This is a genomic window from Bradyrhizobium sp. NBAIM08, assembly GCF_020193935.1.
Classification (GTDB): Bacteria; Pseudomonadota; Alphaproteobacteria; order Rhizobiales; family Xanthobacteraceae; genus Bradyrhizobium; species Bradyrhizobium yuanmingense.
This window is the reverse complement of record NZ_JADYVR010000001.1, coordinates 491,977-505,169: the sequence shown is the minus strand read 5'-3', so window position 1 is coordinate 505,169 and position 13,193 is coordinate 491,977. Positions and strand designations below refer to the sequence as shown.

Below are 13,193 nucleotides of genomic sequence, written 5' to 3'. Positions count from 1 at the left end.
CGGCCAAATCGCCATTGAGCCGTTGCGGGCCGTTCGCGCGCGCGAGGCCAGGGGCCATGCTCCGGCTTGCCTTATGGCCGCGTCAGGCTAAAAGGCGGCTAGTTGCGGGGGCGGCAGTATCTTTGTTGAAACAAACTTGGCGTAGACGGGCCGTATCCAGGCTCGCCGTTCCGGTCTGGGTCCCGATCCCGCACTTCGCAGCACCATAGGGTTGCGACCCCCTCAAGGTTTCGAGCCAGCATGGTTTTTCTCAGTTTCGTCTACCGCTTCCTCACCAATTTCGCCTTCATGGCGGTGGTCTATTTCAGCTTGAACTTCATGGAAAAGTATCCGAACCGGGCGATCCTGGCGATCCTGGTGCTGGTCTATGCCGCCATGCGCGCGGCCTCGACGCTGCGGGCGTTCTACTTCTTCCAGAAGATCGAGAAGCTGGAGGCCGAGACCAAGCGCCTTCAGGCTCCGATCAACGACGGTTCGGGCAGCACCACCGCGCGCAAGCAGGTGATCACCGACGTCGCGCGGCTGCGGCGGGACGGCGAGCTCAAGTCCTACATGGACCTGTTCTTCCTGGCGCTGATCGTGCTGCTCTGCGTCGCCGCCATCATGCGGCAATAGCAGCTAAAGCATGATCCGGAAAAGTGCGAAGCGGTCTTCCGAAAAGATCATGCATAAACAACAACCTAAAGCGCGATGATGATTCATCCTAATCTCATCGCGCTTTAGGCGCGTTTTTTCAGGCTGGCGACGCGGGTCGGACGGGGCGGCACGCCCTTGGAGGCCGCGCCATTGGCCGCGGCGCTCTTCGCCGCGGTACTCTTGGGTACGATGTCGACGGGCTGCGCGGCGTGATCCGCTGCAGCCGGCGCCGCCTGGGCGGTACGCCGCCCATGCAGCTTGGCCGTCTTGCCCTTCGCGCCTCTGCCCTGTGCTGCCTTGTCCTTGGCCGGATGTGGCCTCTCGGCCGCCATGGCGAGCCGGGTCGCGGCGCGCCGCGATAAGGTCGTCGACATCAGCACCTCGACCGAGCCTTCCGGAATCGCGAACAGATCGCGACCCGGGACGGGCAGGGTGGATGCGAGGTCGATCTGGCCCTTGCTCCGGCGCGGCAGCAGCGACTGATGCTCGCCCTGCACATTGAGGTTCGCGAGCGCAGGCGCCGGCAGCGTCCTGGTCTGCGTGAACACGAAATGCGGCACGCGCGGCCAGCGCGCGATCGGCGTCGTCTCGGATGGCGGATGCATCAGCCATTCGACCGGCGTGGTCGGCGTCGCCGGCCGCTCGGGACTGGCGGGCACCACATGCACGATGCGATAGCCGCGCGCCTTGAGGTCGCGGATGATCTTGGGCAGTGCCGCCACCGTGCGGGCCTGAATGTCGTGCAGCAGCAGGATGCCCTTGCCCTTGGCCTCCAGCCGCTGGATCGCGAGCTGGTAGACGCGGTCGGACGACACGTGCCGCCAATCGTCGGCCGGGAAGTCGGCGCTCCAGACCTGGAGGCCGCGCGCAATCAGATGGTTCTCGATGCCCTCGGCGCGCATCAGTCCGGGAATGCGGAAGAACGGGGCGAGCTGCGACGGATCGGTCATCGCGGCCGCGGTCCATTCGATGCCGCCATTGATCTCCGCCTCGGCCTTCTCGATCGGCATCCGGTCGAAGGTCAGCGGATGGTCCATGCTGTGCGTGCCGACGGTATGGCCCGCCGCGACCAGCTTGCGCACGCCTTCCGGATTGGCCTTGGCCTGGTTGCCGACGATGAAGAAGGTCGCCTTGATGCATTCGTCGGCCAGGATCTTGAGCACCTGGTTGGAATATTTCGGGATCGGACCGTCGTCGAAGGTCAGGACGACCTCATGGTCCTTCAGCGGCAGCGTCTCGCGGTACTGCATGGTGCCGATCAGCGGATGTTCGCGCGGATCGACAACGAGGGTGCGGGAGGTGCCGAGGGCGTCGGGGTGGCCGGGACACTCGGCTGCGAGCGCGGCCGGCGAACCGGCGGTGAGCATTCCCAGACAGAGGACGATCCACGATCGCGTCCGCAAAACAACGCTACTTCCGATCATGAACCTCGTCTGCCCCCATGCAATTTGGCGCCCTAGATAGGTCGGAGATGGCTCAAAACGGTTCAGCCGCAGCCGCTCTCATCTTCACGGGGTAGCATGAACAGAGTGTTAATTGGCCCCAAATCACCCCATTTTGCCCGGGCGTGACATTCCGGCATCAGCGCGTATCGGCGCTCTTCTGTGATGTGCCCGCCGGGACGATGTGGACCACCCGATAGTCGTTCTCCCTCAGATACCGTAGAAACGCCGGCATCATTGCGGCCGTGCGCGCCTCGTTGTCGTGGAAGAGGATGATGCCCTTTCCGCTCGCGGCCAGACGCTCGGTGACGAGCTTCAATTGCTGCTCCGGCGTCAACTCCTCCCAGTCGCTGGCCCATAAATCGGCCCCGAACACAATGATGCCGCGCGACTGGAGCAGGTCGAGCTGCGCTTGGGTCGACTCGAAATAGGGAAAGCGGAAGAACGGCGTCGAGGGTGTCGTCGTCGAGACTCCGTGTAGCGCCATTTCGTCTGCGGCAATGCCCCGATCGATGTCGGCCATGGCCTTCTCGAACGGAATACGCCCCATGAACGGATGCGAGTAGGAGTGATGCCCGACGGTGTGGCCCTCGCGGGCGATGCGCTTGACCATGTCCGGGTGCTCGGAGGCGTGCTGGCCGATCAGGAAAAAGGTCGCGCGCACGCATTCCTGTGCCAGCGCCGCCAGCACTTTCGACGTCGTCGGCGGGTTCGGCCCGTCGTCGAAGGTCAGCACGACCTCGCGATCGGCCAGCGGCAGCGTCTGCGGAAAGCTCTTCAGGCCCACGCGCGGATAGGTCTTGGGATCGACGCTGAAGACGCGCGAGGTGCCGAGCGCGTCCTTGCGCGGGCACTCGGCGGCCTCCGTCTCGGCGGCGCCGATGACGGTCGCGGCATTGCCGATGACGGTTGCGACAAGCGCGCCCGCCATGGTCGAGGTCCACCTTAGTCGCAGCATCTTTGCCATTGCGCTCGGCTTTGCCTTGTGGGTATTGCCTGAAGCCTCAGCTCACACCACCGGTTCCAACCTGTCAAACGGCGAGGCGCGCCATGGATGAACATCTGGACGTTGCCCCATCGGCTGCGGATTCGGTACTCGACCACGTGCCGATGCGCAATGAAGACGGCGATATCAGGCACGAATTCGTCGAGGAGGTCGCCCGTGCGATCGAGGCCGGGGACAGCGCGGCGCTGCGTGCCTGCGTCGCGGAGCTGCACGAGGCCGATCTCGGCGATCTGATCGGCGCCCTCGATCCCGACGACCGCGTCCGCCTGGTCGAGCTCACCGGCCGCGATTTCGATTTCTCGGCGCTGAACGAGGTCGATGAGACCGTCCGCGAGGAGATCCTCGAGGAGCTGCCGCCGGAGACGGTCGCCGAGGGCGTCCGTGAGCTCGAATCCGACGATGCGGTCGAGCTCTTGGAAACCCTCGGTGCCGAGGAGCAGGAAGAGATCCTGGAGAAGCTGCCGCTCAAGGAGCGCGTCGCGCTCGAGCGCAGCCTGCTGTACCCGGAGAACTCCGCCGGCCGCCGCATGCAGACCGAGTTCATCGCCGTGCCCCAGGATTTCACGGTCGGCCAGGCGATCGACTACATGCGCGAGACGCCGGATCTGCCCGACCGCTTCTACGAGATCTACGTCGTCGACAAGGAACAGCACTGGCAGGGCGCGGTGCCGCTCGACGTGCTCCTGCGCACGCGCCGGCCGGTGGCGCTGACCGAGCTCACCGACGAGGACCGCCGCCGCGTCTCCGTCCTGGAGGACCAGGAAGAGGTGGCGCGCATGTTCGGCAAATACAATCTCGTCGCCGCGCCCGTGCTCGACACCCAGGACCGCCTCGTCGGCGTCATCACCGTCGACGACGTCGTCGACGTCATCGAGGAGGAGGCGGACGAGGACCTCAAGGCGCTCGGCGGTGTCACCAGCGACGAAGAGCTGTCGGACACGTTCCTCACCATCGCCCGCGGCCGCTTCAACTGGCTGCTGGTGAACCTCGCCACCGCGTTCCTGGCGTCCTCCGTGCTCGGCCTGTTCGAGGGCCAGCTGGAGAAGATGGTCGCGCTCGCGGTGCTGGCGCCGATCGTGGCGAGCCAGGGCGGCAATGCCGCGACCCAGACCATGACGGTGGCGGTGCGGGCGCTGGCGACGCGCGAGCTCGGTTCCTCCAACGCCTGGCGCGTGGTGATGCGCGAGGCCCTGGTGGGCCTCGTCAACGGCCTCGCCTTCGCCGTGATCACCGGCATCGCCGCGGTGGCCTGGTTCAAGATCCCGGGCCTCGGCATCGTCATCGGGCTCGCCATCGTCTGCAACCTCGTGGCCGGCGCGCTCGGCGGCATCCTGATCCCGATGGCGCTGGATCGCGTGCGGGCCGACCCGGCGGTGGCGTCGGGCACGTTCGTGACCACCGTGACCGACGTCGTCGGCTTCTTCTCCTTCCTCGGGATTGCGACGCTCTGGTTCGGGTTGAAGTAGGTCTCACCCCATCGTCATTCCGGGGCGCGCCACTTGGCGCGAACCCGGAATCCATTTGTCCGCGTCGACGCTGCACAATGGATTCCGGGCTCGCGCTTCGCGCGCCCCGGAATGACGACAACCGTCTTTAATCCGACTTTAAGCGACCTGCCGCATCATCGCCTTTGCTTGGGGGAATGGGCATGCGGTTGCGGCTGAAGGCGGACGGACGGATCGTCGAATTGCGGAATGGGCAGGAATTTCCGGTCCAGCCGCTTTCGGTTCAGCCGACGGCCAATGCGGCGCCGTCTGACACCGGCCCGCTCGCGGTGCGCGATCTGCGCCGGCGCGCCTGCCTGACCCAGATGGAGTTCGCCGCCAGGCTCGGCGTACCCGTCGAGACCATCCGCAACTGGGAGCAGGGCAAACGCGCCCCGCGCGGCCCGGCCCGCGCACTGCTCACGGTGATCGCGCATGCCCCCGACACGGTGTTCCAGGCGCTCGCCAAGACCTGACGCCAAGACCTGACGCCAAGGCCTGACGCCAAGGCCTGACGCCGAGGCCTGACGCCAAGGCCTGACGCACAACCTCCCGCAAGGCCTGCATCGAATATTCTGCCTGGCTGCCGCGGCTTCCGTTGGCAGCATCATCGACCGGGTCCATAATGACGTCTGGGGCTGTCGCAACGGAAGAGATTCCTCATGCTGTTCGTCGAGGCCAATGGCGCAAGGATTCCGGCGATCGGTCTCGGAACCTGGGAGCTGAGCGGAAGGCCGGCCGCGCGCGTGGTCGAGCAGGCGCTACGGTTCGGCTATCGCCATATCGACACCGCGCAGGTCTACGACAATGAGCGCGAGGTCGGCGACGGCTTGCGCGCCTCCGGCGTGCGCCGCGACGACGTATTCCTCACCACCAAGGTCTGGACCAACCATTTCGCACCCCATGATCTCGAACGCTCGGTGAAGGAGAGCCTCGCTCGCCTGCGGCTTCCCTCGGTCGATCTGTTGTTGCTGCACTGGCCCAATCCTCATGTGCCGCTCGCGGAGACGCTGGGCGCGCTGTCGCATGCAAAGACGATGGGCCTGACCCGCCACATCGGCGTCTCCAATTTCACCGTGGCACTGATCGAGCAGGCGGTCGCGCTGTCGGCGGAGCCGCTGGTCTGCAACCAGGTCGAGTATCACCCCTATCTCGATCAGGCGAAGGTGAGGGCAGCCTGCGACCAGCATGGCCTTGCCCTCGTCGCCTACAGCCCGATCGCCAAGGGCCGCATCAAGTCCGACCAGACGCTGGCCGAGATCGGTCGCGTCCACCGCAAGACGGGGGCGCAGGTCTGCCTGCGCTGGCTGGTGCAGCAGAATGTCGCTGCGATCCCGCGCACCTCGCGCATCGAGCGCCTGTCGGAGAACATCGAGATCTTCGATTTCGAGCTGTCGGAAGACGAGATGGACCGGATCGCCGCGCTCGCCAATCCGAAGGGACGCCTGACCGACTTTGGCTTCGCCCCGAAATGGGATTGAGAGGGACCCGGGGTATGCTAGGACCGCGGCGGCAACCCAAGATCGGTCGATGGAACTGGGGAAGATCATACGGACGGACATTGCCGCCTCGGCAATCGCCCATCTGACGCTGGTGGCGCTGATCATCGTGATCAGCGAGGTCCGTCCGTTTCATAGCCAGCCGCCCGAAACCGTCGCGGTCGACATCGTCACGCCGGAGCAGGTGAAGCAGGAGGAAACCAAGGCCGAGGAGAAGAAGGAAGAGGCGAAGCCGCCAGAGCCGCTCCCCGATCTGAAGCTGCCGAAGCCGGATATCACCGACAAGGCGGAAGCATCGAAGCCTGCGGCCAGGCCGCAGGCGGCAGCACCATCGCCGTCACAGCAGGCCTCGCCTGAGCCGCAGCAGAAGCAGCCGCAGGCCTCGAAGGAGCGTGAGGCCAACGCGCAGCCGCCGCCGCAGGCCGCGCCGCCGCCGGCCTATCAGACGCCGCAACCGGACGTCACCATCAAGTACGGGGTCATGCTGGGCTTGCCGCCCGAATTGCCGGTCGAGCCGAAAGGCGCCAAGGACGACGGCGGGGATGCCAACGTTTCAATCGCTGCGAAGCTTCCGCCCGAGGTCATCGCGGAGCTTCGCCGTCACTTGCGCGGCTGCGCCAAGCTTCCGGCCGGCGTCGCACCGACCGACAACGTTCATGTCAAGCTGCGCACCGTGTTCGCCACCGACGGCACGCTGGCGCGCGAGCCCATCCTGATCGAGGCGCCGCCGTCCGCCAAGGGCGTGGCCATCGTCAAGTCCGCAACGAGCGCGCTGCAGAACTGCCAACCCTACAAGATGTTGCCGGCCAATCTGTACGGGGAATGGAAGGTGCTGGATCTGCCGTTCAGCCCGAAGGATTTCGGCGGATAGCGCGTCGTCGTGTAGTCGTGTAGCCCGGATGGAGCAAAGCGTAATCCGGGGCTGCTCGCCCGGCAGCTCGAATTGTCCCGGATTACGCTCGCGCTCCATCCGGGCTACGAGAGCAGGGTGTTTCGCTTCTCTGTCAATCTGCCCGCATAAAAATATTCCGCTTTACCGAAATTCGGAAATGGCGTATGTGTCGCCCATCCCGGCTCAATCTCGAGGGGCGACCATGAGGTCGTCATTGTCGCGAGCCGGGCTTGCGGTGGACGCGGCAGCGTCGTGTACGAGAGCTGAGGGCAGGGCGGATTGCTCTCCGTGAGCCCCGAGGCTTCGTACGGACGAGCGGCGCTGTCAGGTTCGTCGCGCCGGCATTTCGATGGCAACGTGCACAACGCCGTCGAACCCTGCGGCGCCAACGAACCGCGCGTACGGCAAAACCGTGTGGTCCTGGCCGTCGTTGCTACGGCCAAGCTCTGGCGAATGCGGCCCTCGCGTCAACCGGCGCGGTGCCGGCGACTTTCGCGGGAGTGAGGGAGGCCAGAGGGAACTCGGCTCCCGGGAGAGCGCGGCATAAGCCGTCCGACCATCGCGCAGGGAAGGCCGTGTGTTGGGCTTCACCTGTATGCTGCTGTGCGGTTCTTCCTGCGTGTGCTCTAGCGCAGCGGACCGCGGGTGCCGCCGGCACCCGGCCTTCCCTGCGCCCTCTTGGCTATGAGGGCGGCGAGACGAAGCAAAGCTCGGGCGAAGCAGCCGCGAGATCGCGAAGGCATGTCTGTGATCCGATCTCGTGCCCCGGACGCAGCGCAGCGTCCCCCCGGCGATGCGAAGCATCGTCCGGTTCGACGATGCGCTGCAGAGCAGGGGCCCATGCCTCCGAGCAATCCGTGTGGCGCGGGTCCCGGCTCTGCGCCGCAACGCTTCACGCGTTGCAGCTTGTCCGGGACACGTGGCTCAATGCCCTCGCTTCATCCCCTCACCACCATCCACCGCCCCGGTGCCATCGCGGCCCAGGCGCTGGACGCGAACTGCCGCCGCCAGGTCACGACCACGACCGCTGCCGTGGTCACGAACAGCACCCAGGGGCTGACGAACCAGCCGAGATAGCCGAGCGCGAAGAAGAAGGCACGCTGGCCGCGGTTGAAGTGGCGGCCGGCGGATTCGAACAGGCGCGAGGTGCGGATGACGTGGGCTTCGGCCTCGGGGGTGTCGCGCTGTGAGGCCGGCGGCATACCGCCGAACAGGATCGCGACATAGTTGAACAGGCGATAGGCCCAGGCGAATTTGAAGAAGGCGTAGACGCAAATCAGCACGAGGCCGACGCATTTCAGCTCCCACAAAGCGGGCGAGCAACGATTGATTGGCGGCAGGCGATGGCGCTAAAAGCGGCTGCAACTGCAGGACTCAACGAAGGACCAGTGACATGGCTGCGCTGAAACTCGCGATCGGCAACAAGAACTACTCGTCATGGTCGATGCGGCCCTGGCTCGCGCTCCGCGCCAACGACATCCCGTTCGTGGAGACGCTGATCCCGCTCTACACCGACGATCCCGCCGACAAGGCGCAGATCCTGTCCTTCAGCCGCGCCGGCAAGGTGCCCGTGCTGGTCGACGGCGACGTCACCGTGTGGGATTCGCTTGCCATCATCGAGTACGTCGCCGAGCGCTATCCGGAAGCGAAGCTCTGGCCTGACGACGTCGCCGCGCGCGCGCATGCCAGGTCGGTATGCGCCGAAATGCATTCCAGCTTTGTGGCGCTGCGCAACGAATGCGGCATGAACCTGCACCGGCCGATCCGCGCCGTGGCGCTGTCGGCGGATGCCAAGGCGAACATCGCGCGCATCGAGGAGATCTGGCGCGAGTGCCGCACCCGCTATGGCGCACAGGGACCGTTCCTGTTCGGCCGCTTCGGTGCGGCGGACGCCATGTATGCCCCCGTCGTGCACCGCTTCCGCACCTATGCGATCGAGGTGGCGCCGGACACCAGGGCCTACATGGAGACCATGATGGCGCTGCCGGCGTTCCAGGAATGGACCCGGGATGGACTGGCCGAAACGCTCGTCATCGCCAAGTTCGAGGACGCCTGAGCGGCAGTCCGACCGGCGCCGGCCGGAGGCGGGGACGCCAGCCGATCGGGAGGAGGGTGCGACAGGCCTGCGACAGGTCGGCGGAATAAGCAGCTCCGCCGGTACCATCGCCCCACCGGCTGTCCCGTTATCATCCTGAAATAACTGCAAAAATTGTGCGCGGGCCATGCCGGCATGGCGCTGGCCAAAAGCATCGGACGCGTGCTATACAGCCGCCCGGGTTTCCGGCCGGCCCTCGCAGTGGGACACTGGGCGAGGCGGGCGCTGTTTGAGTAATGGAGAGGGTGTTGAAGCACAAATTCCCCGTGGGAACGCGCGTCCTATTCACGGCCAGCAATGTCGCGCGTCCGGCTGCGAGCGGCGCGTATGAGGTCATCCGTCTGCTCCCGACCGAAGGCGACGACTGCCAGTATCGGATCAAAAGCTCGACCGAAGCCTTCGAGCGCGTCGCCAAGGAAAGCCAGCTCGCGCTCTCCTGAAGGCCGACGCCGTCAGTGCATAGGCGCCTCCCGGGAATTGTACTCTGCCGCCGTCAAAAGGCCCGCTTCACCTTCACAAGGGTGGGCGGGGGCAGTTGCCGACTCGCGGTGCTCGCTTGACCATCCGCTCTTTGCTCGCGTGAGGGGACGTCGCGCATGAACTGGGCATGGGCCACTTCGCTCGACCAAATCTGGCTCTCGCCGGCCTTCCCGATTTGGATGACGCTGGCGGCTGCCGGATTCTTCGGATTGATTCTGCTGATCACGCTGTTGCGCGCCGACAGATCGGTCGCGAACGGCGCGCTGACCGTCATTACCCTGCTATCCATCGCGATCGCCGGCGCAGCCACGGTGCGTCTCTATGGACCGGACGCGCCGTCCGCTCCGGCCGAGGCGCGCGCGCAAGCTGTGGTGAGCGCGAGTCTGCCTGCGCTGTCCTGTCTCGACGATCTCGCCGGCGATGCCGTTGGCGCCGGCTGCGAGAAGGCGCTGTTCGGCGCGCCTGACGCTGCGGCCGCGGCGGTCTCCTACACCGCCGCCAGGATCGACCGCCTGACCGCGCTCGGCGATGTCGCCACGGCGGAGAAGAGCCTGACCCTCGACATGAAGGTGCTGCGCAAGTCGCTCGAGCGGGATCGTTACGGTCTCGTTGCACATGTGCTGGTGGCGCGTGACGGCTGCACGCAGTTCGATTGCGCCGCGTTCCGCTCGCTGACCGACCAGCAGCAGGTTGCCGCCAACATGGACTCCCATCTCTACGAGACCCTGGTCGCGCGCTATGCGCCGACCTGGAACGCGCCCGCAGCAGCCGCAGCGGCGATGCCCGCCAACGCCGCGCTCGCCGGGCTGCCGCCGTCAATGCCGACGGGCAGGCCGACCAATGCCGAGTTCCCGAGCGCGTCCTCGACGCCGCCGGTGAGCATCATGAATCCGGAGCCCACGGCGGCGACGCGCCAGGCCGCGCCGGCCGCAAATGCGGCGGCAGCACCGCGTGCGCCGGCCGCGGCCTCCGCACAGGCCGCAGCGCCTCCGGCATCGAGCCCGCCGGCTGCGAAGAAGCCGCCGCCCCAAAAGGCTGCGCGTGCGCCTGCGGCGCCGGTTCCGCTCGCGCCGCCGCCGGCCTCGACCGCCGCGCCCGCGCCTGCGGATAACGAGTAGATCGGCATTCCAAATGCTGGGTTGCCCGGCTAATGCTTGGGCATGCCACTCCATCTGATCAAGCTCGCCGTCGGCTGCGACTCCGTCAAGGAATTGAAGGAGTGGGTGGCCGAACGGATGCAGACCGCCAAGAAGAAGGGTCTGCCGCAACATCACATCCACATCACGCGCATGGTGCCCAAGCGCGACGCCGAGATCCTCGCCGGCGGCTCGCTCTACTGGGTGATCAAGGGCGAGATCGCCGCGCGCGAAAAGATCATCGGCATCGAGCCGTTCCGCGACAAGGACGGCATCGGGCGCTGCCGGATCGTGATGCAGCCGAAAGTGATCTCGGTCTCGCCGCGGCCGATGCGCCCGTTCCAGGGCTGGCGCTATCTGACCGACGATTCCGTGCCGGCCGATCTCGGCAAGTCAGCGGCCGGCTCGATTGCGGCGATGCCGGAGCCGATGCGGCGCGAGCTGCGTGACCTCGGACTGCTCTAAACAGCCATATTGTCGATCAGCCGGGTGGTGCCGAGCTTGGCTGCGACCAGGATCCGCAAGGGGCCGTCCTTGCGCGAGGTGACCGGTGCCAGCGTCTCGGCATGGCGGACCTCGTAATAGTCGAGCACCAAGCCGGCCGCCTTGACCATGTCTGCACCGCCGGCCATCGCCGGCGCGATCGAATCGCCGGCACGGATGCGCCCGGCGCTCTCTCTCATGGCGCGGTAGAGGACAATGGCGGTCTGGCGCTCCTCGGGCGAGAGGTAGACGTTGCGCGAGGACATCGCGAGTCCGTCGCGCTCGCGCACGGTGCGGGAGCCGATCACCTTGACACCGAGGTCGAGGTCGCGCGCCATCTGCGTCACCACGCGCAATTGCTGGAAATCCTTTTCGCCGAAGATCGCGACATCCGGCCGGACTTGCGTGAACAGCTTGCCGACGACCGTGGCGACACCGCCGAAGAAGTGCGGGCGGAAGCGGTCCTCGAGGCCGGCGAGCGCCGGCCCCTCCGGCGCGATGCGGGTGGCAAACCCCTCCGGATACATGGCCGCGACGCTCGGGTGCCAGACGATATCGACGTCCTCGGCCGCGAGCTTGGCGATGTCGGCCTTCCAGGTGCGCGGATAGGCGCCGAAATCTTCGGTCGGAGCGAACTGGGTCGGGTTGACGAAGATCGACACCACGACGCGGCTGGCGCGCCGCTTGGCGAGGCGAACCAGCGACACATGCCCGTCATGGAGGGCCCCCATGGTCGGGACCAGTGCGATCGTGGCCTTTCGCTTGCGGAGATTGTCGACGGCGCGTCGCAGGGCGGGGACCGTGCGGGCGATCAATGGGCTTGCTGACATCGGGACTCGACGATTGGGAAGCGGCGCAGGTGCGGGCGTCGCGCCCGGCGGCTAACCTTAACAAGCGGAGATCGTGGACGCCATGCATCCGGATGCGGCACAGCATCCCGCGCAAGGCGGCGTAGAACGTCGCGACATTGTGGGCTGGATCACAGACGAAAGACGGCGCCGCGACACATCGTGAGAACGGCGCGTTGCAATTTGCATTTCCTGTCACGCATTTCACTTGACCGCTGACGCGGTCAACTCGAAGATATTCGCAAGGGGTGTTGAGGATCGCCATGCTTGTGCAGGCTAGCCAAGGCCAATCCGGCTCGGCGCACGTGGTCGTGCTCGGCAACGAGAAGGGCGGCTCCGGCAAATCGACCACGGCCTTGCACATCGCCGTTGCACTTCTGAAGGCCGGCCAGCGCGTCGCCACCATCGACCTCGATTGTCGCCAGCAGAGCTTCACGCGCTACATCGGCAACCGGTCCGCCTGGGCGCAACGTACCAAGCTCGACCTCGAGCTTCCGGTGCATCGCTGCATCAAGCTCGGCGAGACCATGCAGATTGCCGAGAACGAGAATTCCGAGTTCCAGCAGTTCATGGAAGCCGTCTCCGCGGTCGAGAGCAGCTTCGACTTCATCGTCATCGATACGCCCGGCACCGACAGCTATCTGATGCGGCTCGCGCATTCGATGGCCGACACCCTGGTCACGCCGATCAACGACAGCTTCCTCGATTTCGACGTGCTCGGCACCGTCGATCCCGCGACTTACGCAGTGACGGGCGAGAGCCACTACGCCGAGATGGTGCGTGACGTCAGGCGCAAGCGACGCCAGCTCGACGGCGCAACCACAGACTGGATCGTCGTGCGCAACCGCCTTTCCATGCTCGGCTCGCGCAACAAGCAGCTCGTCGCCGAGGGCCTGAAGGATCTGTCGCTGCGGCTCGGCTTCCGCTACGTCGACGGCTTCGCCGAGCGCGTCGTGTACCGCGAATTCTTCCCACGCGGCCTGACCGCCCTGGACGATATCGACGAGGCCACGCTCGGCATGCGGCCCAATCTCGGCCATCTCACTGCGCGGGAGGAGGTGACGAGCCTGCTCCGCCAGCTCAAGCTCCCGCTCGACGAGCGCGGCCGCCGCCGCGCGGCTAACCGGGCCGAGTGGTTCAGCCAAGTCGACAAGCCGCTCGAGGTCCACGATATCCTCGGCGCCTGACCTCG

At 66.1% G+C, this 13,193-nt stretch carries 13 protein-coding genes and 1 pseudogene; 10 read left to right on the top strand and 4 right to left on the bottom strand.

All coding sequences use genetic code 11. The features are described from left to right. Positions 1-240: 240 nt before the first annotated feature. Positions 241-615, top strand: coding sequence for a hypothetical protein (locus I6F37_RS02405; RefSeq protein ID WP_036013747.1), 375 nt, complete (start codon positions 241-243; stop codon positions 613-615). A gap of 104 nt (positions 616-719) precedes the next feature. On the opposite strand, the gene I6F37_RS02400 is transcribed toward I6F37_RS02405, so the two are convergent. Further along, a complete protein-coding gene (locus I6F37_RS02400; RefSeq protein WP_225114943.1) occupies positions 720-2,060 on the bottom strand; it encodes a polysaccharide deacetylase family protein in 1,341 nt (446 codons plus the stop codon). A 157-nt stretch (positions 2,061-2,217) separates the two neighbouring features. Then, the gene (locus tag I6F37_RS02395) at positions 2,218-3,045 is read right to left on the bottom strand and encodes a polysaccharide deacetylase family protein (RefSeq protein ID WP_225150161.1); all 828 of its coding nucleotides are present in this window, start codon (positions 3,043-3,045) and stop codon (positions 2,218-2,220) included. Between the two features lie 83 nt (positions 3,046-3,128). Here I6F37_RS02395 and mgtE point away from each other — a divergent pair, with 83 nt between their 5' ends. From mgtE to I6F37_RS02375, 4 genes are all read left to right on the top strand, one after another. Beyond that, complete coding sequence (mgtE, locus tag I6F37_RS02390) at positions 3,129-4,550, top strand: magnesium transporter (RefSeq protein WP_225114942.1); 1,422 nt, start codon at positions 3,129-3,131, stop codon at positions 4,548-4,550. Between the two features lie 176 nt (positions 4,551-4,726). Then, on the top strand, positions 4,727-5,044 hold the full coding sequence (locus tag I6F37_RS02385) for a DNA-binding transcriptional regulator (RefSeq protein ID WP_036013755.1): 318 nt from the start codon (positions 4,727-4,729) through the stop codon (positions 5,042-5,044). A 186-nt stretch (positions 5,045-5,230) separates the two neighbouring features. Continuing rightward, on the top strand, positions 5,231-6,049 hold the full coding sequence (locus I6F37_RS02380) for an aldo/keto reductase (RefSeq protein ID WP_225150160.1): 819 nt from the start codon (positions 5,231-5,233) through the stop codon (positions 6,047-6,049). 49 nt (positions 6,050-6,098) lie between these two features. Beyond that, on the top strand, positions 6,099-6,938 hold the full coding sequence (locus I6F37_RS02375) for a hypothetical protein (RefSeq protein ID WP_225150159.1): 840 nt from the start codon (positions 6,099-6,101) through the stop codon (positions 6,936-6,938). A gap of 945 nt (positions 6,939-7,883) precedes the next feature. Here the strand turns inward: I6F37_RS02375 and I6F37_RS02370 are convergent. Continuing rightward, positions 7,884-8,278: pseudogene (locus I6F37_RS02370) on the bottom strand (DUF599 domain-containing protein); the annotation flags it as partial. A gap of 74 nt (positions 8,279-8,352) precedes the next feature. Between I6F37_RS02370 and I6F37_RS02365 the strand changes: the two are divergent. The 4 genes from I6F37_RS02365 to I6F37_RS02350 all read left to right on the top strand — a co-directional run bounded on the left by I6F37_RS02365 (position 8,353) and on the right by I6F37_RS02350 (position 11,135). Continuing rightward, positions 8,353-9,015 carry a glutathione S-transferase family protein gene (locus tag I6F37_RS02365; RefSeq protein WP_225150157.1) on the top strand — a complete coding sequence of 221 codons (663 nt, stop codon included), beginning with the start codon at positions 8,353-8,355 and terminating at the stop codon, positions 9,013-9,015. A gap of 275 nt (positions 9,016-9,290) precedes the next feature. Then, the gene (locus tag I6F37_RS02360; RefSeq protein ID WP_085969273.1) at positions 9,291-9,494 is read left to right on the top strand and encodes a hypothetical protein; all 204 of its coding nucleotides are present in this window, start codon (positions 9,291-9,293) and stop codon (positions 9,492-9,494) included. 156 nt (positions 9,495-9,650) lie between these two features. Next, positions 9,651-10,652 (top strand): hypothetical protein, encoded by a 1,002-nt coding sequence (locus I6F37_RS02355; protein WP_036025621.1) that lies wholly within the window; start codon positions 9,651-9,653, stop codon positions 10,650-10,652. A 42-nt stretch (positions 10,653-10,694) separates the two neighbouring features. After that, on the top strand, positions 10,695-11,135 hold the full coding sequence (locus I6F37_RS02350; RefSeq protein WP_036015220.1) for a DUF1489 family protein: 441 nt from the start codon (positions 10,695-10,697) through the stop codon (positions 11,133-11,135). Here the strand turns inward: I6F37_RS02350 and panC are convergent. Beyond that, positions 11,132-11,983: a pantoate--beta-alanine ligase gene (panC, locus tag I6F37_RS02345; RefSeq protein ID WP_036015217.1), complete on the bottom strand. Its 852-nt coding sequence runs from the start codon at positions 11,981-11,983 to the stop codon at positions 11,132-11,134. The genes I6F37_RS02350 and panC overlap by 4 nt on opposite strands. A 281-nt stretch (positions 11,984-12,264) precedes the next feature. On the opposite strand from panC, the gene I6F37_RS02340 reads away from it, so the two are divergent. After that, positions 12,265-13,188 (top strand): division plane positioning ATPase MipZ, encoded by a 924-nt coding sequence (locus tag I6F37_RS02340; RefSeq protein WP_036015216.1) that lies wholly within the window; start codon positions 12,265-12,267, stop codon positions 13,186-13,188. The last annotated feature ends 5 nt before the right edge of the window (positions 13,189-13,193 follow it).

What these genes read in the sequence shown, in the direction of transcription:
- I6F37_RS02405 (WP_036013747.1), top strand. Translation starts at nt 241, where the DNA reads ATGGTTTTTCTCAGTTTCGTCTACCGCTTCCTCACCAATTTCGCCTTC.
- I6F37_RS02400 (WP_225114943.1), bottom strand. Translation starts at nt 2,060, where the DNA reads ATGATCGGAAGTAGCGTTGTTTTGCGGACGCGATCGTGGATCGTCCTC.
- I6F37_RS02395 (WP_225150161.1), bottom strand. Translation starts at nt 3,045, where the DNA reads ATGGCAAAGATGCTGCGACTAAGGTGGACCTCGACCATGGCGGGCGCG.
- mgtE (WP_225114942.1), top strand. Translation starts at nt 3,129, where the DNA reads ATGGATGAACATCTGGACGTTGCCCCATCGGCTGCGGATTCGGTACTC.
- I6F37_RS02385 (WP_036013755.1), top strand. Translation starts at nt 4,727, where the DNA reads ATGGGCATGCGGTTGCGGCTGAAGGCGGACGGACGGATCGTCGAATTG.
- I6F37_RS02380 (WP_225150160.1), top strand. Translation starts at nt 5,231, where the DNA reads ATGCTGTTCGTCGAGGCCAATGGCGCAAGGATTCCGGCGATCGGTCTC.
- I6F37_RS02375 (WP_225150159.1), top strand. Translation starts at nt 6,099, where the DNA reads ATGGAACTGGGGAAGATCATACGGACGGACATTGCCGCCTCGGCAATC.
- I6F37_RS02365 (WP_225150157.1), top strand. Translation starts at nt 8,353, where the DNA reads ATGGCTGCGCTGAAACTCGCGATCGGCAACAAGAACTACTCGTCATGG.
- I6F37_RS02360 (WP_085969273.1), top strand. Translation starts at nt 9,291, where the DNA reads ATGGAGAGGGTGTTGAAGCACAAATTCCCCGTGGGAACGCGCGTCCTA.
- I6F37_RS02355 (WP_036025621.1), top strand. Translation starts at nt 9,651, where the DNA reads ATGAACTGGGCATGGGCCACTTCGCTCGACCAAATCTGGCTCTCGCCG.
- I6F37_RS02350 (WP_036015220.1), top strand. Translation starts at nt 10,695, where the DNA reads ATGCCACTCCATCTGATCAAGCTCGCCGTCGGCTGCGACTCCGTCAAG.
- panC (WP_036015217.1), bottom strand. Translation starts at nt 11,983, where the DNA reads ATGTCAGCAAGCCCATTGATCGCCCGCACGGTCCCCGCCCTGCGACGC.
- I6F37_RS02340 (WP_036015216.1), top strand. Translation starts at nt 12,265, where the DNA reads ATGCTTGTGCAGGCTAGCCAAGGCCAATCCGGCTCGGCGCACGTGGTC.